This is a genomic window from Streptomyces huiliensis (assembly GCF_020037025.1).
GTDB lineage: Bacteria > Actinomycetota > Actinomycetes > Streptomycetales > Streptomycetaceae > Streptomyces > Streptomyces huiliensis.
Genome location: NZ_JAIQLH010000203.1, coordinates 1 through 21,985, shown reverse-complemented (window position 1 = coordinate 21,985; position 21,985 = coordinate 1). Strand labels below are relative to the sequence as shown.

Below are 21,985 nucleotides of genomic sequence, written 5' to 3'. Positions count from 1 at the left end.
GTTCGAGGGCGGCGACGCCCTCGTCGATGTCCTCGTCGCGGCGTTCGACCAGGCCGTCGGTGTAGAGGACGGCGCTGCAGCCGGGGCTGAGGGGGACGCTGCCCGAGGTGTGCAGCCAGCCGCCGGTGCCGAGGGGCGGGCCGGTGGGTTCGGCGGCGCGGTGGACGGTGCCCTCGGGGTCGCGGACGAGGATGGGCAGGTGGCCGGCGGAGGCGTAGACCAGGCGGCCCTCGTTGGGGTCGTGGACGGCGTAGACGCAGGTGGCGATCTGGGTGGCGTCGATCTCGGCGGCCAGGCCGTCGAGGAGCTGGAGGACCTCGTGGGGCGGCAGGTCGAGGCGGGCGTAGGCGCGGACGGCGGTGCGGAGCTGGCCCATGACGGCCGCGGCGCGCACTCCGCGGCCCATGACGTCGCCGATGACCAGGGCGGTGCGGCCGGCGCCGAGGGTGATGACGTCGTACCAGTCGCCGCCGACGGCGGTGTCCCGGCCGCCCGGCTGGTAGGTGGCGGCGACGCGCAGGTCGTCGGGTTGTTCGAGCTCCTGGGGGAGCAGGCTGCGCTGGAGGGTGACGGCGGCCTCGCGCTGGCGGCGTTCGCTGGTGCGCAGTCGTTCGGCGGCCTCGACCTGGTCGGTGACGTCGGCGGCGAAGATGAGGACGCCCGGCTGCGGCGGGCCGTCGCCGGGGACGCCGACGCGCAGCGGGGTGCAGGTGAAGGTGTAGTAGCCGTGCCGGGGGCGGCCGGCGGTGCCGTCCGGGCCCGCGGGGGTGTCGGCGGTGGTGACGCGGCGGGATTTGACGGTGCGGGGTTTGCCGCTGCGCAGTACCTGGTCCATGAGCGCGAGGAGGCCGAGCTCCTCCAGCTCGGTGAGGGCCTCGCGGGCGGGGGCGCCGGGGGTGCGGGGGCCGAAGCGGGCGGCGTAGGCGTCGTTGACGTAGGCGATGCGGTGGTCGGGGCCGTGGACGACGGCGACGAGGGCCGGGACCTGGCCGAGGACGTCGTGGACGGACAGCCCGTCGAGGGTGGCGACGGGGCCGTCGGGTGCTGGGGGCGGGCCGGAGCCGGCGCGTGCCGCGGGCACGGAGCCGGTGGCGGGCGTCGCCGCGGCGGGGGCGGCCGGGGTGTTGCGGTCGGCGCGCGTCGCGGCCCGGCGCTGTGTGCCGGGGAGCCGGGCGCTCCAGCGGGTGAAGTTCACTGAGGATTACCTCGCGGAGTCGGTCCGGGTCAGCTCGGCGACGCGTGGCGGCCGAGCCGCGCGCCCGGCGCGGGGGCGCGGTGGTCGGTGCGGGGGCCGGCCCCCGGGGGAATGCGGCAAACGTCTGATTCCTTCGAATCCTCGCGATCGTTACTCTTCGGAAGTGCGAACCCACCCATGGTCACACGTCCAGTGTGGCCGACCGGACTGACATCCGTGAGACGTCGGAGCCGTCGGCGGGAGTTCCCCGCTCCGGTACCGGCGTGGCGCGTGCGTCACCCGGCCTCCGGATGGCGGCCGGTGCCGGCGGCGAGTTCGAACTCGGCCCGGGGGTTCTCCAGCGAGCCGAGCGAGACGATCTCCCGCTTGAAGAGGCCGGCGAGGGTCCATTCGGCGAGGACGCGGGCCTTGCGGTTGAAGGTGGGGACGCGGCTGAGGTGGTAGGCGCGGTGCAGGAACCAGGCGGGGTAGCCCTTGAGCTTCTGCCCGTAGAGGTAGGCGACGCCCTTGTGCAGGCCCAGGGAGGCCACCGAGCCGACGTACTTGTGCCGGTAGTCCATGAGGGAGTGGCCGCGGAGGGAGCACAGGACGTTGCCGGCGAGGACCTTCGCCTGGCGGACGGCGTGTTGCGCGTTGGGGGCGCATTCGACGCCGGGTTCGTGCGCCGTGACGTCGGGGACGGCGGCGGCGTCGCCGGCGGCCCAGGCGTGGTCGACGCCTTCGACGCGCAGGTCGGGGCGGCACTTCAGCCGGCCGCGCTCGTTCAGCGGCAGGTCGGTGGCGGCGAGGAGCGGGTGCGGCTTCACGCCCGCGGTCCACACGAGGGTGCGGGCGGGGTGGCGGGAGCCGTCGCTGAGCACGACGACGCGGTTCTCGCAGGAGTCGAGGCGGGTGTCGAGGCGGACGTCGATGTTGCGGCCGCGCAGCTCGCGGACGGCGTAGCGGCCCATCTCCGGGCCGACCTCGGGGAGGATGCGGCCGGTGGCCTCGACGAGGAGGAAGCGCAGGTCGTCCTGGGCGATGTTGTGGTAATAGCGGGCGGCGTAGCGGGCCATGTCCTCGAGTTCGGCCAGGGCCTCCACGCCGGCGTAGCCGCCGCCGACGAAGACGAAGGTGAGGGCGGCGTCGCGGACCTCCGGGTCACGGGTGGAGGAGGCGATGTCGAGCTGCTCCAGGACGTGGTTCCGCAGGCCGATGGCCTCCTCGACGGTCTTGAAGCCGATGCCGTGCTCGGCCAGGCCGGGGATCGGGAGGGTGCGGGAGACGGAGCCCGGGGCGATGATCAGCTCGTCGTAGTGGATGGTGAGGGCCTCCGCGCCGGCCTCCTCGGTGGCGGCCGTCCGGACGGTGGCGGACCGCCCCGCGTGGTCGAGGGCGGTGACCTCGCCGACGAGCACCTGGCAGGCCTTGAGGACGCTGCGGAGCGGGACGACGACGTGCCGGGGCGAGATGGATCCGGCCGCGGCCTCGGGGAGGAAGGGCTGGTAGGTCATGTAGGGGTCGGGGCTGACGACCAGGATCTCGGCCTCGCCCTTCCGCAGCTTGCGCTGGAGGTGCAGTGCGGCGTACATGCCCACGTAGCCGCCCCCGACGACCAGAATGCGCGTCGCTTCCTTCACCGCCGATTCTTTGGCCAAGGCTGTCCCTTCGCATCCTCACGGTCACACGGCTCTCTTCCATGACGCACCGGGTACCGGGGTTTGTCCACAGGGCGGGGCGAAACGTATGACTGGGGGCGCAGCCGGAAGGTGAACCTTCCGGTTGCCCCGTCCGGGCCAAGGTATGCAGGTCAGCGCGGATTCGCCGGGGTGGTGAGGTGGTGCGGAATCAACCGCGGACCGGCGCGTACTCCTATTGGGGGCAGGCTGTGCGGAACTACCCTCTTCTTTCTTGACCTGGGCTCAACTATGTTCGTACTTCGTCGGGGTTCAGGCAGAGGTCCTGCTCCGGCAGTCAGGGCGGGGAGTCTCCGGGGGGAGACGTCATAACCGGGGGAACGTATGCACATTCAGGGCTCTCATTGGTCTACCGCTGTCGCGCCCTCCGACGGGAACGGCGGCCGTAGTACGCCGCTGCGCGTGGACGCGCAGCGCAATCTCGAACATGTGCTGCGGGCGGCTCGCGAGGTGTTCGGCGAGCTGGGGTACGGAGCGCCGATGGAGGACGTGGCGCGCCGGGCCCGGGTGGGCGTGGGAACGGTCTACCGGCGGTTCCCGAGCAAGGACGTCCTGGTCAGGCGGATAGCCGAGGAAGAGACGGCGCGGCTGACCGAGCAGGCGCGGACGGCGCTGGGTCAGGAGGAGGAGCCGTGGTCGGCGCTCTCCCAGTTCCTGCGCACCTCGGTGGCCTCGGGTGCCGGGCGGCTGCTGCCGCCGCAGGTGCTGCGGGTCGGCGTCGAGGGCGAGTCCGCGCCGGAGCCGGTGGCGCCCGTGGCGCCGTCGCACGCCCGGGTGCCGCAGCAGCGGCAGCCGGGGGCGGCCGGGGGCCAGCTCCACGAGCTGCGCCTCGTCGAGCAGCGGCCGGTGTCCGAGGGGCAGCGGGACGGCTCGGGCGCGGCGGCGCTGCTGGAGGTCGTCGGGCGCCTGGTGGACCGGGCGCGGGCGGCGGGCGAGCTGCGGCCGGACGTGACCGTCGCGGACGTGCTGCTGGTCATCGCGACGGCGGCGCCTTCGCTGCCGGACGCGGCGCAGCAGGCGGCGGCGTCCTCGCGGCTGCTGGACATCCTGCTGGAGGGCCTGCGGTCGCGGCCGGCGGCTTGACCGGCCTGACGGCCGATGGCCTGATGGCCTGATGGCCTGATGGCGGGACGGATGGTGTTCGGCTGACGGCGCTCGTCCGACGGCGGCTCGGTCGGCAGTGCCCGTGCGGTGACGTTCGCCTGACGGTGCGTCGGTGGGATCGGCGGGGCGCGCTCCGCCTGGTTCCGCGGTGCACCGGCTCGCTTCGGCTCGTCGCGGATCGTTCCGGCTCGTTTCGGTCGTCCCGGCCGGCGGGCCGGGGCGGCTCGCGCCGGGTGGTCGCCGCCGAGTGCGTCCGGAAGCCGCACCGGAAGTCGCACCCGAAAGGAGGGCGGCTCTTCGGAAGGTTGTTCCCGTACGAGTGACTCCGGACGCGGCGAAAGCGGTTCGGGGCGAGGGTTTTCCGACGCTCCGGTGTGCGAACGCTCCTCGGACGAGTGGTTGCCGTTCGTGCGTCTGCCGCCGCCGTGTGCGTCTGTGCCACGCTGACCCCTGTTTTGTTCGGTGTCCGGCGTGCACGGGAGCTTCCGCTATGGGTCGTGACGGGCGGGAAGAGCCGTACGGGAACGAGGAGTCGGGCGCCTCGGCGTCGCACCGGACGCCGTCCGGGGTTCCTGGGCAGGGCGGTCCGCACGGTCGTGGCCGCGGGCGACGGGGTGGGTCCCGGGCGAGCGTTCCCCAGCAGCGCGGCAGCGCGTGGGGCGGGGCGTTCGACGCGGCCATCGCGCATCCCACCGCCGGCAGGCCGCTCCCACGGCCGTCGGCTCCGGCGGCGCTGCCCGGGCCCGCCCGTCCGGTCGATGCTGTCGATGCCGTTGACCCCGCTGACGCAGCTGATCCGGTTGATCCCGTCGATCCTGTCGGTGGTGCGCCCGACGCGGTTGGCACGCCTGACACGCCCGACGCTGCTTCCGTGCCGGGCGGGGAGGACACGCTCTTCGACGGTTCCGGTGCCGCGGACGTCGTCGGTGACGGTCCGGAGGCGGACGGCGCCGAGGACGGCTCGCCGCTCTCGGACACGGAGCTGGTGGCCCGGCTGCGGGAGCGGAAGGGGGAAAACGCGGGCGGGGAGGCGTACGCGCTGCTCTACCGGCGGCACGCCGCCGCCGTCCGCGGGTACGCCCGGACGTGCTGCCGCGACGTCCACACCGCCGAGGACCTCACCAACGAGGTCTTCGCCGCCACGCTGCAGGCGGTGCGCCGGGGCGCGGGGCCCGACACGGCCGTACGCGCCTACCTGCTCACCACCGTGCGCCGGGTGGCGGCCGCCTGGGCGCGGACCGCGCGGCGGGAGCAGCTCGTCGAGGACTTCGCCGTGTTCTCCGTGTCCTCGGCCGGAGCCGCGGTGGACCCGGAGGACACGCCCGTCGACCCGGGCGCGGACGTGCGCGCGATGCGGCAGGCCGAGACGTCCCTCGCCGTCCAGGCGTTCCGGAGCCTGCCCGAGCGGTGGCAGATGGTCCTCTGGCACACCACCGTCGAGGAGGAGTCGCCCAGCCAGGTGGCTCCGCTGCTGGGCCTGAGCCCGAACGCCACCGCCGTGCTCGCGCACCGGGCCCGCGAGGGGCTGCGCCAGGCGTATCTGCAGGCGCACGTCAGCGCGTCGCTGACGTCCGCCGGGAGTTGCGCGCAGTACGCCGACCGGCTCGGCGCCTACGCGCGCGGCGGGCTGCGGACGCGGGCCGAGCGCGGGCTGCGGAAGCACCTGTCGGAGTGCGCCCGGTGCCGTACCGCGGCGCTGGAGCTGGCGGACGTCAACGCGCGGTTGCGGGCGGTGCTGCCGGTGGCGGTCGTCGGATGGTTCACCGCCGGTGCGTCGGTCAAGGCCGTCGCCGGCCTCACGGCCGGTGCGGGGGCCGCGGCGGGCGGTGCTGCCGCTTCCGGGGCGGCCGGGTCTTCGGGTTCGGCCGGGGCCGCCGGTTCCGCTGGAGTTGGTGGTTCTGCCGGGGCCGGTGGGGGCGGTGGCGCGGTGGGCGAGGGGCTGGGTGCGACCGGGAAGGTGGCGCTCGGGGTGGGAGCGGCCGTCGTCGCCGCGGGCGTCGCCCTGGCCTACGTCCTGTCGGGCGGCTCGGCGGAGCGTCCGGAGAGCCCGGGGAAGCCGCGGGCCGCGCACTCGGCCCCGCCCGTCGTACGCCCGTCCCACCCGCCACGGACGTCCCCGCCGTCCCGTTCCCCGGTGCCGCCCGTGGTGCAGACGGCGCGGGCGGCCGTCCCGGTGCGGACGTCGGCGGCACCTTCGACTTCGCCCTCGCCGACGCCCTCGCCGGTCCGCCGGGCTGCGTCCCCTCCCCCGTCCCGGCCCGCTCCGTCGGCCGCGCAGCCGTCGCGGAGGCCGTCGGCCACCCCGCCGCCACCGCCCGTCCCCGCTCTCTACCGACTCGACGCCCTGGACTTCGACGTGTTCGGGGACGCTCGCGAGCCGCGCGTGCGGATCGACGAGGGCAGCCTGGTGTGGCAGCGGGAAGGGCTCCGGATCGGCGGCGTCGCCTACCGCCACGGCGTGAGCGTCGGTCCGTCGTCGTCCGTCGCCATCGACCTGAACCGCTCCTGTTCCGCCTTCGACGCGGTGGTGGGCCTCGACGACCTGTCGCTCGGGCGTCCGTCGCTGCGGTTCTCGGTGCTCGCGGACGGGGAGCCGGTGTGGCGGTCGGGCGTCGTCCGCGGGGACGGACCGGCCGTGCCCGTCCACGCGGCGCTGGCCGGCCGGCGGACGCTGCGGCTGGAGGTACGGACGGTGGGTCCGGCCGAGGACGTGGCGCGCGTGCCGGAGGAGGCGGACGGGGTGGTGGACCGCGAGTCGGGCCGGTGGTGGGGGCGGTGGCTGGACGGGCGGTTGGGCGCTGCCGCCACCCCGGCGGTCCGGCGGGCGGCGCTCGCACCGGTCACCGAACTGGCGCTCGCGGACTGGGCTGCGTCTCGGATCACCTGCTCGTAGCGACGCCGGGTCCTGCCCGGGGGCTGGGGGTGGCGGACGTCCGCCGTGCCGGGCGGTCCGGCTGGGAGCCCTCAGGGCCGCAGGGCCGGTGGTCCCCTGCCGGGTGAGGGTTCCCGACACCCGCTCATGACACCGGCCGTCCCAGGGGGCCGCCGCCGTGTCATCCGACGGCACGGCGGGTACGGCGGCCGGCTGCGCGGTGTGGTGGCCGTCGTCTTGGGATGCCCCGGACCCTCCTCCAGAGGGGGCACCCCCAACAGGCTGAACAGCCCGTTGGGGCGGCGCGTCGGGAACGCGCGGTCCGAGGGCCGCACCGCGTCAAAGGCTCGGCCGCGGCACCACTCCCCCCGCCACCGCCCGCATCCGCGGGGCCGCCGGGCCCGTCCAGCAGGTGCCGCGGCGGGCCAGGAGTCTTCGGAGCCACAGTTCCGTGGCGACCAGTTCGGCGAGGCCGTCCAGGGGGAGGGGCGCGCCCTGGGCCGCGGAGTGCAGGGCGTCGCGGACGACGGCGGCCTCGATCAGGCCCGCGTCCGCGAGCAGGGGTGCGTCGAAGAGGCGGAGGAGCAGGGCCGCGTAAGCGCGCAGGCCCGCGCGGGCGGCCGCCGCGTGAGCTGCGTGGGTGGGGGCGCCCCAGCCGGGCGGCAGTTCGCGGATGCCCGCACCGGCGAGGACGGAGCGCAGGACGGTGGCGCGCGCCCCGGGTTGTACGCGGAGTGCTTGGGGGAGCGCGCGGCAGGCCCGGACGACCTGGTTGTCGAGGAAGGGGGCGTGCAGGCGCTGGCCGCGGATCTCGGCGGCCTGTTCGAGGACGCGGAGGTCCGCCGCGTGCCGGGCGAGGGCGGCGGCGGCGCGGCGTTCCCCGGGGCGTTGCGGTGCTCCGGTCGGGCGGACGGCGGCGGCCTGGAGCCGGATCGACACCTCCGCGAGCGCCGCTCCGGTGAGCCAGCGGGCGGCGGGTCCCGGGCGGCACCAGGTGAGGGCGGCGAGGGAGGCGTCCACGGCGCCCGCCGTGCCGGTGAGGTGTTCGGTCGTGGCGAAGTCCGGTGCGAGGAAGCGGGCCGCGGCGCCTTCCAGCCCCTCCCGGTAGGAGGTGCGGGCCAGTCGGCGCGCCGCGCGGTAGACGGTGAAGGGGACGGACGCCGAGAAGCCGGCGAACGCCGCAGGACCCGGGCCGTCCGCGCGGGCCAGGGCGGAGACCGGGCGGAGGAGGTGGCGGCGCCGGCGGCCCAGCAGGAGGTCGGCGAGGCGGGCCGGGTGGGCGTCGAGCACCTGTCGTGCGCCGTGGCCGGTGAAGTGGTCGGCGCTGCCGGCCGCGAGCCGGTGGCGGTGGCGGGCGGCGGTGACGAGGGTGGGGGACGGTTCGTCGGTGAGCGGGCCGTCGAGCAGGTCGGCGTAGGGGAGGGCTTCGTCGGCCGCGGCGACGACGACGTGGTGCAGGCGCGGGTCGGCGGCGAGCGCCCGGGCGCGTTCGAGTTCGGCCTCGCGGGCGCCGCCGCGGTCGGCCACCAGGTCGTTGAAGGTGACGACGAGCAGCCGCTCGCCCGCTCCGGTGCCGTGGCCGAGGAGGGTGCCCGGCGGTCCGGGGAGGCCCGCGGCGAGCAGGGCCAGGGTGGCGGAGGCGCTGCCTCCGGAGAGGTCGGCGCCGATGCCGGGGGCGGGGCCGCCGCGGGCGGCGCGCCGGAAGGCGGGGCCCATGCCGGGCACGGGGCCGGAGTCGGGGTCGGGCGCGGAGCCGGGCGCGGGGGTGCGGGGGAAGCCGTTCGGTGCGTGGCGGGGGGCGGCGAAGCGGGTGCGGACCGCCTCCACGAGGGCGTCGCGGACCCCGTCGACGGCCTGGTCGGCGTCGGGTTCGGGGGCGGCGACGACGAGGGAGGCCGACGGTTCGTAGCCCGTGACGTCGCGCGCGCCGTCGCGCACCACCAGCGCGTGCCCCGGCGGGACGCGCCGTACGCCGGTGTAGGGGGTGCTGTCGCCCAGCGCCTCCGGGGAGTCGGGGCAGGCGAGGAGCGCCGCGAGGTGGCCGATGTCGAGCTCGGCCTCGACGAGGTCGGCGAGCGGCAGGGCGGCGGTGGCGTAGGCGGTGCCGCCGGCCCACGCCGCGTGGAAGACGGGCCGGGCGCCGGCCAGGTCGCCGGTGACGGTGACACGGCGGCCGATCTGGGCGACGGCGGTGTAGCTGCCGGGCCAGGCGGTCAGCGGGCGGAGGGCGCCGCCGCGGGTGGCGAGGAGGCCGGTGCGCAGCTGGTGGTCGTCGGCGCCGCAGCGGCCGAGGACGGCGAGGCGGGCGACGGGGGGCGCGGTGGTGCGGGCGCCGTTGGCGTGCCGGCCGCCGTCGGGGTGCCGGGTGCCGTTGGGGTGCGGTCCGGCGTGGACGACGCGTACCTCGTCGGGGCGCCAGTCGCCGACCGCCCACAGCGGGTCCGGGTCCTCCCACAGCAGCCGGGCGCCCACGGGCTGGACCGCGGGCGCGGCGGGGACGCCGGGCCGGGAGCCGGCGCGGCTCCACCCCACCAACCAGCGCATCGCCGCCTCCACAGGCTGTGGACAACCATCGGGTAGCAGTCATCATGCACAGCGGGACGGGCGGCGCGACATCGATCGGGCCACTCGGGCCCTTCGGACGCCGGCCCAACTGACGGGAATGCGGGGGCGAAGGGGGGACGACGACATCACACCGGGGCGCATGCGCACCCCATGCTGCCACGAGCGCACCGGACTTGGCCGTTCCGTGCCGCTCTCCGGCCATGCGCCGCCTTCGACGTACGGCGGGTTTCGGCCGTTTCCCGCACGCCCCGCGCGCGGTAGGAGCGGCGCGCTCCGACGGGCGCGTTCCCGCTCGCGAACACCCCGCGAACGCCCCGCGGGCCGGCCTCCCGTACGGTCGCCGCGAGCCGTGAACGCCGCCGGGCGGAAGGGGCGTTCGGCCTCGTCCGAGCCGCCGTCGGCCCTGCCGCCGGGGCGCGCCGCGGAGGTTCGCGCAGCCCGGGAGGCACGAGCCGCACCCCCCGGGCCGGTCCGCCGCCCGCGGGGAATGGGGCGACGGCTTCCCCCAGCCCACTGGATCCAGTGCAGCGGGCCAACCCACGCGGAACCATGGAACCGCCCCGGTGATGGCGTGTACAAGGCGCACAGCAGGCGCACGGCCACACTCTGCCGGAGCACGTGCCCCTCCGTGCACGCGCATGCGGACCAGAATCTCGCCATCCGGGACAACGCCCCTTAACGGTCGGGATGTGGGGAACTACGCTGGGTTTACGAATGCCCCGCGCCTATGCCGGGGCGGGCATCGTTGTTGCCAAGGGGTGCGCATGTCCAGGGAGCCACGCGGACCGAACGAGAAGCTGGGCACGGTCCTCGCTCTCGCGGGGATCAGCAACGCCGGTCTGGCGCGGAGGGTCAACGACCTTGGTGCGCAGCGGGGATTGACGCTTCGGTACGACAAGACGTCGGTCGCCCGGTGGGTCAGCAAGGGCATGGTGCCGCAGGGTGCCGCGCCCCACCTGATCGCCGCCGCGATAGCGGGCAAGCTGGGCCGGCCGGTGCCGCTGCACGAGATCGGCCTCGCCGAGTCGGATCCGGCGCCGGAGGTGGGCCTCGCGTTCCCGCGCGATGTCGGCCAGGCGGTCCGGTCGGCGACGGAGCTGTACCGGCTGGATTCCGCCGGTCGCCGGGGCGGGGGCGGGATCTGGCAGAGTCTCGCGGGTTCGTTTTCCGTCAGCGCGTACTCCACGCCCGCCTCGCGCTGGCTGATCACGCCCGCCGACAGTTCGGTGGCGCGCGAGCCGCAGCAGGCGGCCCGGGAGCGGGACGCGGGCGCGGTGCCCGACTGCGGTTTACCGCAGCGTGTCGGCCACAGCGACGTGGCCAAACTGCGCGAGGCGGCGGACGACGCGCGCCGCTGGGACTCCAAGTACGGCGGCGGGGACTGGCGTTCGTCCATGGTGCCGGAGTGCCTGCGCGTCGACGCGGCGCCGCTGCTGCTGGGGGCGTACAGCGACGACGTGGGGCGCGCGCTGTTCGGCGCGACCGCCGAACTCACCCGTCTCGCCGGGTGGATGGCGTTCGACACCGGCCAGCAGGAGGCGGCGCAGCGCTACTACATCCAGGCGCTGCGGCTGGCCCGCGCGGCGGCCGACGTGCCGCTGGGCGGTTACGTGCTGGCCTCGATGAGCCTCCAGGCCACCTATCGCGGCTACGCGGACGAGGGCGTGGACCTCGCCCAGGCCGCGCTGGAGCGCAACCGGGGGCTGGCCACGGCGCGGACGATGAGCTTCTTCCGGCTCGTCGAGGCGCGGGCGCAGGCCAAGGCCGGCGACCAGCCGGCCTGCGGGGCGGCGCTCAAGGCGGCGGAGGGCTGGCTGGAGCGGGCCCGGCCGGGTGACCCGGACCCGTCCTGGCTGGACTTCTACACCCAGGAGCGGTTCGCCGCGGACGCGGCCGAGTGCTACCGCGATCTGGGCATGCCGCGGCAGGTCCAGCGCTTCACCGAGCAGGCGCTGTCCCGGCCCACCGAGGAGTTCGTGCGCTCGCACGGGCTGCGGCTGGTGGTGTCGGCGGTCGCGGAGCTGGAGTCGGGCAACCTCGACGCGGCCTGCGCGGCCGGGGTGCGGGCGGTGGAGGTCGCGGGGCGGATCTCGTCGGCGCGGACGACGGAGTACGTACGGGACCTGCTGCACCGGCTGGAGCCGTACGGGAACGAGCCGCGGGTGGTGGAGCTGCGGGAGCGGGCGCGGCCGTTATTGGTGGCCACGACGGCGTGAGGGGCCCGGCTCGTCCCTTCTCGCCCCTTCTCGTCCCCTCGGTCCGGACGCCGGAGGTCCGGCGGCCGGACTTCCGCCTGCCGCCGTTCGCCGGGCGTCGGGCGTCGGCATGCCGCTCGCCCCGGCGGGGGCGGCGGCCGCCGCTCGCGGCGCGGCGCGACGCCGGTCTGCCCCGGAAGGATCCTTGCCGTCTTTCCGCTGGTCCGACGATGTTTCGGCCCGTTGTCAGTGGCGCACGTCATGATAGGAGCCGTTGAGTCGGCCGCAGCGGAGACGGCCGGTGGGTGCGGGAGGGCGGGGAGGTGAGCCCATGGGGGCGTACGACTGCGACGTGCTGGTGATCGGCGGCGGCATCGTGGGCCTGTCGACGGCCTACGCGGTCACGCGCGCCGCGCCGGGGACGAGCGTGGTCGTGCTGGAGAAGGAGTCCGGCCCCGCGCGGCACCAGACGGGGCGCAACAGCGGGGTGATCCACAGCGGGATCTACTACCGGCCGGGCTCGCTCAAGGCGGAGTTCGCCGTGCGGGGCGCGGCGGAGATGGTGAAGTTCTGCACGGAACACGGCCTGTCGCACGAGGTCACCGGGAAGCTGATCGTGGCCACGGAGCGGGCCGAACTGCCGCGCCTGCACGCCCTGGTGCAACGGGGGCGGCGGCACGGCATTCCCGTTCGCGAACTGGGCCCGGCCCAACTGGCCGAGTACGAGCCGGACGTCCGCGGCCTGGGCGCGATCCACGTCGGCACCACGGGCGTCTGCGACTTCGGCGCGGTCGCCGCGCGCCTGGCCCGGCTGGCCGAGGACGCGGGAGCCTCGGTGCGGTACGGGGCGGAGGTGCGGGTCGTGGGCCGGCGCGGCGCGGTGGTCGCCGTGCGGACGGCGGACGGCGCGGTGGTACGGACCCGGGCGCTGGTCAACTGCGCGGGCCTGCACAGCGATCGGGTGGCCCGGCTCGCGGGCGACGACCCCGGGGTACGGATCGTCCCCTTCCGCGGGGAGTACTACGCGCTGGCGCCCACCGCCGCGGCGCGGGTGCGCGGCCTGGTCTACCCGGTGCCGGACCCCGCCTTCCCGTTCCTGGGCGTCCACCTCACACGGGGCGTCGACGGCACGGTGCACGTGGGGCCGAACGCGGTGCCCGCCTCGGCGCGCGAGGGGTACGCGTGGCGGACCGTGCGGCCGGCGGAGCTCGCCGCCACCGCCGCGTTCCCCGGCACGTGGCGGCTGGCGCGCCGGCACTGGCGGTACGGGGCGGCCGAGGTGCGGCGCTCGCTGTCGAAAGCGGCCTTCACCGCGGCCGTCCGCCGCCTCCTGCCGGATGTCGCGGAGGACGATCTGATACCCGCGCCGTCCGGGGTGCGCGCCCAGGCGGTGCTGCGGGACGGCACGCTGGCGGACGACTTCCTGTTCGCGGGTTCCCCGCGGATGGTGCACGTCCTCAACGCGCCGTCGCCGGCTGCGACGGCCTCGCTGCCGATCGGGCGGGAGGTGGCGCGGAGGGTGCTGGCGGAGCTGCGCTGAGCCGGGGTCCCACGCCCCGGCCGGGCTGGCATGCGCCTGGGCTGACAGGTGCCAGGCTGACAGGTGCCAGGCTGACAGGTGCCAGGCTGACAGGTGCCAGGCTGACATGTACGGAACCAGTCGGTGCGGGCCTCGCCCGTACTATGGAAGAACTGTGTCCGAGAAGTCCGAGAACCCCGCCCGCCACGCCGTCTCCACCGCGCCCGCGGCCGAGCACGCCCTGGCCACCGCCCCCGCCGCCGAGGCCGCCGAGCCGGCCGTCGAAGCCGCCGCCGTACCGGCCCCGGCCCGAGCCCGTGCCCGCCGGGAGCCGATGTTCCCCGACGGGCCCGCCCCGGACCCGGCCGGCTCGCACCACGAGCGGCGGATCCGCTCGTTCCAGCCGCGCCGCAGCCGGGTCACCACCGGGCAGGGCGAGGCGCTGCGCCGGCTGTGGCCGGTGTGGGGCCTCGACATCGACGGCCTGAGCCGGATCGACCTGGGCGAGCTCTTCGGCGACCCGAAGCTGCCGGTGGTCCTGGAGATCGGCTTCGGCATGGGTGAGGCCACGGCGGCGATGGCCGCCGCGGACCCGGGCACGGGCATCCTCGCGTGCGACGTCCACACCCCGGGCCAGGGCAACCTGCTCGCGCTCGCGGAGCGGAACGGCCTGGAGAACGTCCGGGTCGCCAACGGCGACGCGATCATCCTGCTGCGCGAGATGCTGGCGCCGGACTCGCTGGCCGGCCTGCGCGTCTACTTCCCGGACCCGTGGCCCAAGAAGCGGCACCACAAGCGCCGGCTGATCCAGCCCGAGTTCCTGGCCCTGGCGGCGACGCGGCTGGCGCCGGGCGCGCTGCTGCACTGCGCGACGGACTGGGAGCCGTACGCGGAGCAGATGCTGGAGGTGCTGACCGCCAGCCCGGACTTCGAGAACACCCAGGCGGACGGCGGCTTCGCCCCGCGCCCCGACTTCCGCCCGCTGACCCGCTTCGAGGGCCAGGGGCTGGAGAAGGGCCACGCGGTGCGCGACCTCCTCTTCCGTCGCCGCGGCTAGCCGCGTCCTCCCCTTCCGCCACCCCGGCTAACCGCGTCCTCCCCTTCCACCGCCGCGGCCGGCGGAGGGGCCCACCGGTCCGCCCTGGAGGCAAACCCGCTCCGCACGCGGCGCGGCCTTGGCTAGGGTCGTCCAGTGCATGAGTCCCAGCCTCACCCGCCCCAGCCCGCCGATCCGGGCCCGATACCCGCTCCCGGGGCCCCCACGGCACCCGGGATCCCGCCGGGCTTCGGCGCCCTGCCCGCCCCGGCCCGCTGGCACTACCGGCCGCGCCGCGCGCTCTGGGACAACAAGGCCGTCCGCGCGGGCACGGTCGTCCTCCTCCTGGCCCTCTGCGGCCTGCTGATCCTCGCCCTCGTCCGGGAGCAGACCGGCACCCGGGGCTTCCTGGTGGGGCTGGGGCTCGCGGTGCTGCCGGTGCCGCTGCTGATCGCCGCGTTCCGCTGGATGGACCGCGTCGAGCCGAAGCCCTGGAAGGACTTGATCTTCGCCTTCGCGTGGGGCGCCTGCGCGGCCACACTGGTGGCGCTCATCGCCAACAGCTACGCGACCGAGTGGATCATGAACAGCGTCGACACGGCGCACCGCGAGGACGCCGGCACGTTCGGTGCCACGTTCGTCGCGCCGGTGGTCGAGGAGAGCGCCAAGGGCGCGGCCCTGCTGCTCCTCTTCCTCTTCCGGCGCCGGGACTTCAACGGCATCGTGGACGGCGTCGTCGTCGCCGGCATCACCGCCACCGGCTTCGCGTTCACCGAGAACATCCTCTACCTGGGCAACGCGTACGCCTCCGACCAGAGCTTCGGCGCCTCGGGCTTCTCGACGACGGCGGCCACCTTCTTCGTCCGCGTCCTGATGTCCCCGTTCGCCCACCCCCTCTTCACCTCCATGACGGGCCTGGGCTTCGGCATCGCCGCCAGCCTCCCCACCCGCCGCCGGGCCCTGCGCGCCCTGGTCCCCGTCGCGGGCCTGCTCACGGCGATGGTGCTGCACGGCGTCTGGAACGGCTCGGCGTCCCTGCCGGGCCTGGGCTTCCTGGCCGTCTACTCGCTCTTCATGCTCCCGGTCTTCGGCACCCTCACCTGGCTGACGATCTGGTCCCGCCAGACCGAGTTGCGCACGGTCCGCGCCCACCTCCCGGAGTACCAGGCGGCCGGCTGGCTCACCCCGCCGGAGCCCCTGGCGCTCTCCTCCATGCGCGCCCGGGCCATCGCCCGCGACGTGGCCAAACGCACCGGCGGCCGCGCGGCGGCCCGCACGGTGGCGGAGTACGTCTCCTTCGCCACCTCCCTCGCTTTCCTCCGCCAACGCGCCTACGCGGGCCGCCTGACCCCCGACTTCACGGCCCGCGAGCAGGAGCTCCTCCACCACCTCTGGCAGCGCAAGCACGTCGCCCAGCCGGCCCTGGAGCGCGCCTCGATGTCGGTGCCCCGCCCGATGCCCGTCCCGATGGGGGCGTATCCGGGTCCGATCGCCCCCGGTCCGTACGGCGCTGCGCCCGGGTACGGGACCGGCGAGGCGTACCGGCCGGCCGGCCCGGCCCAGGTGCCGGGGCCCTACGGGTGGGGGCCGCGGCGGCCCTCCTGACGCCGCGGCCCCCACCCGTCGGTGGGACGCTCCCGCCCCTAGGCCGCCACGCCGGCGGTCCGCTCGGTCTCCTGGGGAGCGGGCGTCTCGGCGGACGCGACCTGCTCGGCGGGCGCGGCGTCCAGCGAGGTGCGGCGGGTGATCGCCGGGCTCAGGGCGAGGACGCCGAGGGCCGCGGCCGTGCCGGCCAGGGCGGTGAACCACCAGAGGAAGGCGGGGCCCGCGGTGGCGTAGACGGTGGTGCCGAGGGAGAGGGCGGTGAAGCGGGCGACACCCCAGGTCCACTGGTAGGCGCCCTGGTAGCGGCCGCGGGCGTGGTCGGGGGCGAGCCCGGCGACGATGGCGCCGGCGACGCCGCCGATGGCCGCCTCGCCGAGGGACCAGAGGGCGACGGTGGCGGCGTACGCCCAGGGGGTGTGCGCGACGCCGGTGAGGGCGACGCCGAGGGCGACGAGGATGCTGCCGGCCACGTAGACGGGGATCTGGCGGAAGCGGGCCAGGACGGTGAAGGCGAGCGGCTGGAGGACGACGACCAGGGCCGCGTTGAGGGTGGCCATCAGGCCGAGGGTGGTCGTGGAGAGGCCGTCGTCGCGGATGGCGAGGGGGAGGGCGACCTCGGTGAAGGTGTAGATGACGAGGGCGACGTAGAGGAGGGGGAGCAGGGCGCGCATCAGCGGGTCGCGGAAGACGACTCCGTAGCCCGCGCCGCCGCTCTGCGGGGTGGTGGGCCGGGGGGCGCGGCCCGCCGGGAGGAAGGACGCGGCGATCACCGCGTAGGTGAGGGTGCTGACCACGTCGACGGTGAAGAGGAGCCAGTAGCCCCGGGCCGCCAGGAAGCCGCCCAGGATGCCGGCGACCGCGGTGCCGATGTTGACGGCCCAGTGGAAGAGGGAGAACGCGGCGCGGCGGCGGTCGGGGGTGACCTGGTCCGAGAGAAGCGCGCTCGCGGCCGGGCCGACCATGCTGCCGGCGCCGCTGAGCAGGACGGCGGCGAGGGCCAGGGTGACGGTGTCGGGCGCGGCGAAGAGGAGTCCCTGGCCGGCCGCGGTGCCGAGGAGGCCGGTGAGCATGGTGGTGCGGCGGCCGACGCGGTCGGCCAGCAGACCGCCGAGGGCGGGGCCGATCAGGTTGCCGGCGCCCAGCGCCCCGAGCACGTAGGGGATCTGTTCGGTGGGGATGCCGCGGGAGCCGAGGAAGAAGACGAGGAAGGGGGTGACGAGGTACCCGAGTCTGTTGACGATGGTCCCGGTGAAGACGATCCAGGCGGCGCGGGGGAGCCCGCTGAAGGAGGAGAGCATGCGCCGACTCTCGCCCGGTGACCGCGCGCCGGCCATTGATTAAGCTCAGGCCGAATGCAACCGGACGACGGGGGTGTCCGTGCTCACCGAACTGGCCTTTTCCGCTGACGATCTGGCGCTCACCCGCTTCGCGGTCTCGCCGATGTGGGAGGTGGTCGCGGGCTTCCGGCTGCTCGTGTCGCGGGTCGCCCACCCCGTCCACCGGCCCTGGACCGAACAGGTGCGGAGCCGGGTGGACGACGCCGGGCTGACGGCCGGGTGGCTGGCCGAGCTCGTCCCGCCGCAGAACTACCTCTGCGACTTCCTCACCCCGTTCCCGGCCGACCCGGCGCCGACGCTCGACGCCGAGCTGGCGGCCATCCGGGCCACGCCCGCCGCCGCGGTCCGCCGCGACGTCGGCAAGCTCGACGGGGACTCCGCGCGGATCCGGGCGCTGCGCTCCGCCCCCGAGCGGTGGCTGCCGCAGATCACCGAGGAGATCGAGACCTTCTGGGAGCTCGCGCTCGCCCCCTACTGGGCGAAGATCCGCGCCGTGCTGGACGCGGAGGTCTTCCACCGCGCCCGGCAGGTCGCCGAGCACGGGGCCGGGCACTTCTTCAACGACCTGCACACGTCGGTGAGCTGGGACGACAACACGCTCCGGCTGGTCCGCCGGTGCTGCGTCCTGTCGCGGCAGACCGCCGGACCCGGGCTGCTGCTCGTCCCGTCCGTGTTCGCCGCCGGGGTCCTGACCTGGTCGCGGCACCCCGAACCGCCGCAGCTCGCCTACCCCGCCCGCGGGACCGGCACCCTGTGGGAGCGGCGGCCGGTCGCCCGGGCGGAGGCCATCGCCGCGGTCCTCGGCCGCTCCCGGACCCGGCTGCTGACGGAGCTGGCGGCCCCCGCGTCCACCACCGAACTCGCCGGCCGCACCGGCATCTCCGCCGCGGGCGTCTCCCAGCACCTGGCGGCGCTGCGCGGGGCGGGGATGGTGAGCGCGCACCGCGCCGGGCGGTCCGTCCTCTACGCCCGGACGGCCGTCGCCGAGACGCTGCTCACGGCGGCCGGCTGAGGCCGCCGGACCCGGACGGCAGGGCCCTTGGCGGCGGAACGGTGGCTTCCTCCCTCTCGCCGACAGGGCGCGCACGAGGGCGGGTTACTGTCGGGAGAGACCGGGTGAGGCGTACGCGTCTCCTGATGTCCTTGATGCGGAGGTTGCCGCGATGGCAGCGATGAGTGCAGTGACACGAGTTCCGGCGTCCGTGGTGGCCGCGGCCGGGCTCGTCGGCGGGTACAGCGTGGCCCGGCTGACCAAGAAGCGGCCGCTCGGCGGGGTCGCCCTCGGCGCGGCCGGCGTGGTCGCGGCCCGCCAGTGGGCCGGAAAGGTCGGTTCCGCCAAGGCGGCGGCGCTGACCGGCCTGTACGTGGCCGCGTTCGCCGGCTCGCACCCGCTGTCCAAGAAGGTCGGCGCCTGGCCGTCCGTGCTGGGCGTGGCCGGTACCGTCGCGCTCGCCTCCTGGGGCGTGGAGCGCACGGCGGCGCGCGAGGGCTGACGGCGCGGGCGGGCGGGTACGGCGGCGCTCGCGAGGGCTGAGCGCGGGCAGGCGGGTACGGCGCGCACGGACGGCGCGTACTCGCCGTAGCCGCCTGCTGTGGCCGCCCCTACGCCGACGCCTCCGTCAGCCGCGCCAGCTCCTCCTCCGTCAGCCGCAGGTCCGCGAGCGCCAGCAGCGGCCGCAGCTGTTCGACGGTGCGCGCGCTGGCCAGCGGGGTGGCCACCGTCGGCCGGCTCGCCAGCCAGGCCAGGGCCACCGTGGCGACCTCCGCGTCGTGAGCGGCGGCGACCTCGTCGAGGGCGGCCAGCACCCGCCGGCCGCGTTCGGTCGTCAGGTGCCGGGCGGCGCCTTCCGCGCGGGCGCTCTCGACCGTCGTGCCCGGCCGGTACTTGCCGGTCAGGAAGCCCGAGGCCAGGGAGTAGTACGGGACGGCGGCGAGGCCGTGCCGATCGGCGACCTCGGCGAGCGGGCCCTCGTAGGTGGCGCGCGAGACGAGGTTGTACTCGGGCTGGATCGCCACGTACTTGGCGAGTCCGGCGGAGTCGCTGAACTCCAGGGCGCGGGCAAGCCGTTCGGGAGTGACGTTGGAGGCCGCGATCTCGCGGACCTTGCCCTCCTTCACCAGCCCGTCGAGCGTGGCGATGTAGTCCTCGACCGGCAGCGACGGGTCGTCGTAGTGCGTGTAGTAGAGGTCGATGCGGTCGGTGCGCAGCCGGCGCAGGGACGCCTCGACGCCCGCCTTGATGACGGCCGCGGACAGGCCGGGCCGGTCCGGGTAGCCCGCGCCGACCTTGGTGGCCACCACGATGTCGTCGCGGTTGCGGCGGGAAGCCATCCAGTCGCCGATGACGGTCTCGGACTCGCCGCCGGAGTTGCCGGGGGCCCAGGCCGAGTAGGCGTCCGCGGTGTCGACGAAGTTGCCGCCGGCCTCGGCGTAGGCGTCCAGGACGGCGAACGACTGCGCCTCGTCGGCGGTCCAGCCGAAGACGTTGCCGCCGAGGGCGAGCGGATGGACGGACAGACTGCCGATCGTGCGGGTGCGGTGACGGTGCTTGTCGGTCATGTCCCTTTCCAGCGTGCGGAGTCCGGAGCGTATTCCTCCGGTGCCGGGTGTTCCGCCGGGGCCGGTCACTCCTCCGACACCGGCGCCGGCGCGGGCTCCCCGCTCGGCCCGGCGCGGAGGGTGCTGCTCCAGCGGGGGGTGGCGGGCAGCGGCTCGGGCTGGACGGAGAGCGGGGTGGCGATGTCCTCCAGGGAGCGGCCCTCGGCGTGCACCGCCAGGAAGGCGGCGGTCACCCCGGCCAGGCACATCAGCGTCGCGCCGATCTGGAAGGCGAGCACCGCGTCGCCCACCACGCCCGTGGCCGTCAGCTGGGCGAAGAGCAAGGGGCCGCTGATGCCCCCGGCGGCCGTGCCCACCGCGTAGAAGAAGGCGATGGCCATGGCCCGCGTCTCCGTCGGGAACACCTCGGACACCGTGAGGTAGGCGCTGCTCGCCCCGGCGGAGGCGAAGAAGAGGACGACGCACCAGCAGGCGGTCAGGGTGTTCGCGGTCAGGTGGCCGTCGGCGAAGAGCCACGCGGTGACGAAGAGCAGCGCGCCGGACAGCAGGAACGTGGACGAGATCATCACCCGTCGGCCGACGGTGTCGAACAGTTTGCCGAGGAAAAGCGGGCCGAGGAAATTGCCCAGCGCCATGACCGCGAAGAAGTAGCCGGTCCGCGCTGTGCCGACACCGAAGAACCTGGTGAGGATCTCCCCGAAACTGAAGGTGATGGCGTTGTAGAGGAACGCCTGGCCGATGAAGAGGACGAGTCCGAGCACCGCGCGCCGCCGGTAGTCCGTGAAGACCGTACGCGCGATGGCCCGGAATCCGGTGCGCTTGCGCTGGCGGATGGTGATGCTCCCGGCGGGCGGGGCCAGCTTGATGCCCCGGTCCGCCTCGATGCGCCGCTCGATGGCGTCGACCAGCCGCTCGGCCTCCTCCGCCTTCCCGTGGATGAACAGCCAGCGCGGGCTCTCCGGGACCTGGCGGCGGACCAGCAGGATGACCAGGCCGAGCACCACGCCGAGGCCGAACGTCAGCCGCCAGCCCACGTCCTTGGGGAAGATCCGCGTGTCCAGGAGGACGATCGACAGCAGCGAGCCGGCGATGGCGCCCAGCCAGAAGCTCCCGTTGATCATCAGGTCGACGCGGCCCCGGTAGCGGGCCGGAATCAGCTCGTCCACGGCGGAGTTGATGGCCGCGTACTCGCCTCCGATGCCGAATCCGGTGAGGAAGCGGAAGGCGAAGAACCACCAGGACGAGTACGAGAACGCGGTGAGGGCCGTCGCCCCCAGGTAGACCGCGAGGGTCACCATGAACAGCCTTTTACGGCCGAACCGGTCGGTCAGCCGGCCGAAGAACAGGGCCCCCAGGCAGGCGCCGGTCACATAGAGCGCGGCGGCCACGCCGGTCACCTGGGCCCCGGTGATGGGCAGTCCGCTCCCCTGCTCGGAGAGGCGTCCCGCGATGTTCCCGACGACCGTGACCTCCAGGCCGTCGAGGATCCAGACCGTGCCCAGCCCGATCACCACAGTCCAGTGCCACCGGGACCAGGGCAGCCGGTCCAGGCGCGCGGGCACAGAAGTGCTGATGGTCGCGGTCGTCACACAATCTGAGTTCCCGATCGCACTCGGAACATTCGCGGCAAATTTCCGGATCGGGGTGCGGAGGGACGATCACGGCGCGCGGCCCGGCCTTCGAGCCCCGGGCCCGCGCGGGCGGCTCCCGCCGCTCGCGACGGGCCCGGCGCCCGGGGTCCGGGGTCCGTACGACGTCCGACGTCCGTCCTACGGACGCAGCCCCTTCGACCGCAGCCAGTGCAGCGGGTCGATGGGGTGCCCGCCGTGCGGCCGGACCTCCAGGTGCAGGTGCGCCCCGGTGACGTTGCCCGTCGCCCCGACGCGGCCGATGACCTGGCCGGCGGCGACCTTGCCCTTGGTCCTGACCATGGACGACAGGTGGCAGAACCACAGCTCCGTCCCGTCGTCCAGGCGCAGCACGATGCGGTAGCCGTACGAGCCCGCCCAGCCGGCGTGGGTGATCCGGCCGCCGTGCACCGCCTTGACCGGGGTGCCGGTGGGGGCGGCGAAGTCCGTGCCGGTGTGCCGGTGCGACCACATGCCGCCGGACTGGCCGAAGCGGGCGGTGATCCGGTACGAGGAGACCGGCATGACGTAGGTGCGCTTGGCCCGGGCGGTGGTGATCCGCTCCGCGGCGCGCCGCGCCTCGGCCTGGGCCTGGCCGGTGGCCTTGGCCGCCGCGTTCTGCACGCCGGCCGCTGCCTGGGCCCGGGCCCCCTGCGCCGGGTGCCCGGCGGCCCGCGGGGCGGAGTGCGGGTGG

At 75.2% G+C, this 21,985-nt stretch carries 15 protein-coding genes and 1 pseudogene; 9 read left to right on the top strand and 7 right to left on the bottom strand.

Annotated elements, in window-relative coordinates:
- Positions 1 to 1,195 (bottom strand): PP2C family protein-serine/threonine phosphatase (locus JNW98_RS27630; RefSeq protein WP_223771028.1); only part of this gene is annotated, 1,195 nt, incomplete at its 3' end.
- A gap of 275 nt (positions 1,196 to 1,470) precedes the next feature.
- On the bottom strand, positions 1,471 to 2,814 hold the full coding sequence (locus JNW98_RS27625; protein ID WP_223771027.1) for an NAD(P)/FAD-dependent oxidoreductase: 1,344 nt from the start codon (positions 2,812 to 2,814) through the stop codon (positions 1,471 to 1,473).
- 381 nt (positions 2,815 to 3,195) lie between these two features.
- On the opposite strand from JNW98_RS27625, the gene JNW98_RS27620 reads away from it, so the two are divergent.
- Positions 3,196 to 3,954 carry a TetR/AcrR family transcriptional regulator gene (locus tag JNW98_RS27620; RefSeq protein ID WP_223771026.1) on the top strand — a complete coding sequence of 253 codons (759 nt, stop codon included), beginning with the start codon at positions 3,196 to 3,198 and terminating at the stop codon, positions 3,952 to 3,954.
- A gap of 892 nt (positions 3,955 to 4,846) precedes the next feature.
- Positions 4,847 to 6,868 carry a sigma-70 family RNA polymerase sigma factor gene (locus tag JNW98_RS27615; RefSeq protein WP_223771025.1) on the top strand — a complete coding sequence of 674 codons (2,022 nt, stop codon included), beginning with the start codon at positions 4,847 to 4,849 and terminating at the stop codon, positions 6,866 to 6,868.
- Between the two features lie 318 nt (positions 6,869 to 7,186).
- Here the strand turns inward: JNW98_RS27615 and JNW98_RS27610 are convergent, their stop codons facing one another.
- Positions 7,187 to 9,391 carry an asparagine synthase-related protein gene (locus JNW98_RS27610; protein WP_223771024.1) on the bottom strand — a complete coding sequence of 735 codons (2,205 nt, stop codon included), beginning with the start codon at positions 9,389 to 9,391 and terminating at the stop codon, positions 7,187 to 7,189.
- Positions 9,392 to 10,176: 785 nt separating this feature from the next.
- Here JNW98_RS27610 and JNW98_RS27605 point away from each other — a divergent pair.
- From JNW98_RS27605 to JNW98_RS27585, 5 genes and pseudogenes are all read left to right on the top strand, one after another.
- Entirely contained in the window at positions 10,177 to 11,628 is a 1,452-nt protein-coding gene (locus tag JNW98_RS27605; protein WP_223771023.1) for an NsdA family TPR-like regulatory protein, read from the top strand.
- A 310-nt stretch (positions 11,629 to 11,938) separates the two neighbouring features.
- The gene (gene lhgD, locus JNW98_RS27600) at positions 11,939 to 13,147 is read left to right on the top strand and encodes an L-2-hydroxyglutarate dehydrogenase (RefSeq protein WP_223771022.1); all 1,209 of its coding nucleotides are present in this window, start codon (positions 11,939 to 11,941) and stop codon (positions 13,145 to 13,147) included.
- Positions 13,144 to 13,248: pseudogene (locus tag JNW98_RS36955) on the top strand (pentapeptide repeat-containing protein); the annotation flags it as partial. The gene lhgD and the pseudogene JNW98_RS36955, both read left to right, overlap by 4 nt.
- Positions 13,249 to 13,301: 53 nt before the next feature.
- The gene (trmB, locus tag JNW98_RS27590) at positions 13,302 to 14,183 is read left to right on the top strand and encodes a tRNA (guanosine(46)-N7)-methyltransferase TrmB (protein WP_223771021.1); all 882 of its coding nucleotides are present in this window, start codon (positions 13,302 to 13,304) and stop codon (positions 14,181 to 14,183) included.
- A gap of 135 nt (positions 14,184 to 14,318) precedes the next feature.
- Entirely contained in the window at positions 14,319 to 15,767 is a 1,449-nt protein-coding gene (locus JNW98_RS27585; protein ID WP_372459334.1) for a PrsW family intramembrane metalloprotease, read from the top strand.
- Positions 15,768 to 15,805: 38 nt separating this feature from the next.
- On the opposite strand, the gene JNW98_RS27580 is transcribed toward JNW98_RS27585, so the two are convergent.
- A complete protein-coding gene (locus JNW98_RS27580; protein ID WP_223771020.1) occupies positions 15,806 to 17,065 on the bottom strand; it encodes an MFS transporter in 1,260 nt (419 codons plus the stop codon).
- 73 nt (positions 17,066 to 17,138) lie between these two features.
- On the opposite strand from JNW98_RS27580, the gene JNW98_RS27575 reads away from it, so the two are divergent.
- Together JNW98_RS27575 and JNW98_RS27570 are read left to right on the top strand one after the other, a co-directional pair.
- A complete protein-coding gene (locus JNW98_RS27575; RefSeq protein WP_223771019.1) occupies positions 17,139 to 18,116 on the top strand; it encodes an ArsR/SmtB family transcription factor in 978 nt (325 codons plus the stop codon).
- 169 nt (positions 18,117 to 18,285) lie between these two features.
- Complete coding sequence (locus tag JNW98_RS27570; protein ID WP_223771029.1) at positions 18,286 to 18,597, top strand: hypothetical protein; 312 nt, start codon at positions 18,286 to 18,288, stop codon at positions 18,595 to 18,597.
- Positions 18,598 to 18,706: 109 nt separating this feature from the next.
- Here JNW98_RS27570 and JNW98_RS27565 read toward each other — a convergent pair whose 3' ends face one another.
- The 3 genes from JNW98_RS27565 to JNW98_RS27555 form a co-directional block, all read right to left on the bottom strand.
- Positions 18,707 to 19,663: an aldo/keto reductase gene (locus tag JNW98_RS27565; protein ID WP_223771018.1), complete on the bottom strand. Its 957-nt coding sequence runs from the start codon at positions 19,661 to 19,663 to the stop codon at positions 18,707 to 18,709.
- Between the two features lie 65 nt (positions 19,664 to 19,728).
- A complete protein-coding gene (locus JNW98_RS27560) occupies positions 19,729 to 21,252 on the bottom strand; it encodes an MFS transporter (protein ID WP_223771017.1) in 1,524 nt (507 codons plus the stop codon).
- A gap of 180 nt (positions 21,253 to 21,432) precedes the next feature.
- A partial coding sequence (locus JNW98_RS27555; protein WP_223771016.1) for a M23 family metallopeptidase occupies positions 21,433 to 21,985 on the bottom strand: 553 nt, incomplete at its 5' end.

Excerpts from the sequence above, each read along its gene's own strand:
- JNW98_RS27620 (WP_223771026.1), top strand. The coding sequence starts at position 3,196 with ATGCACATTCAGGGCTCTCATTGGTCTACCGCTGTCGCGCCCTCCGAC.
- JNW98_RS27610 (WP_223771024.1), bottom strand. The coding sequence starts at position 9,391 with ATGCGCTGGTTGGTGGGGTGGAGCCGCGCCGGCTCCCGGCCCGGCGTC.
- JNW98_RS27605 (WP_223771023.1), top strand. The coding sequence starts at position 10,177 with ATGTCCAGGGAGCCACGCGGACCGAACGAGAAGCTGGGCACGGTCCTC.
- lhgD (WP_223771022.1), top strand. The coding sequence starts at position 11,939 with ATGGGGGCGTACGACTGCGACGTGCTGGTGATCGGCGGCGGCATCGTG.
- JNW98_RS27580 (WP_223771020.1), bottom strand. The coding sequence starts at position 17,065 with ATGCTCTCCTCCTTCAGCGGGCTCCCCCGCGCCGCCTGGATCGTCTTC.
- JNW98_RS27565 (WP_223771018.1), bottom strand. The coding sequence starts at position 19,663 with ATGACCGACAAGCACCGTCACCGCACCCGCACGATCGGCAGTCTGTCC.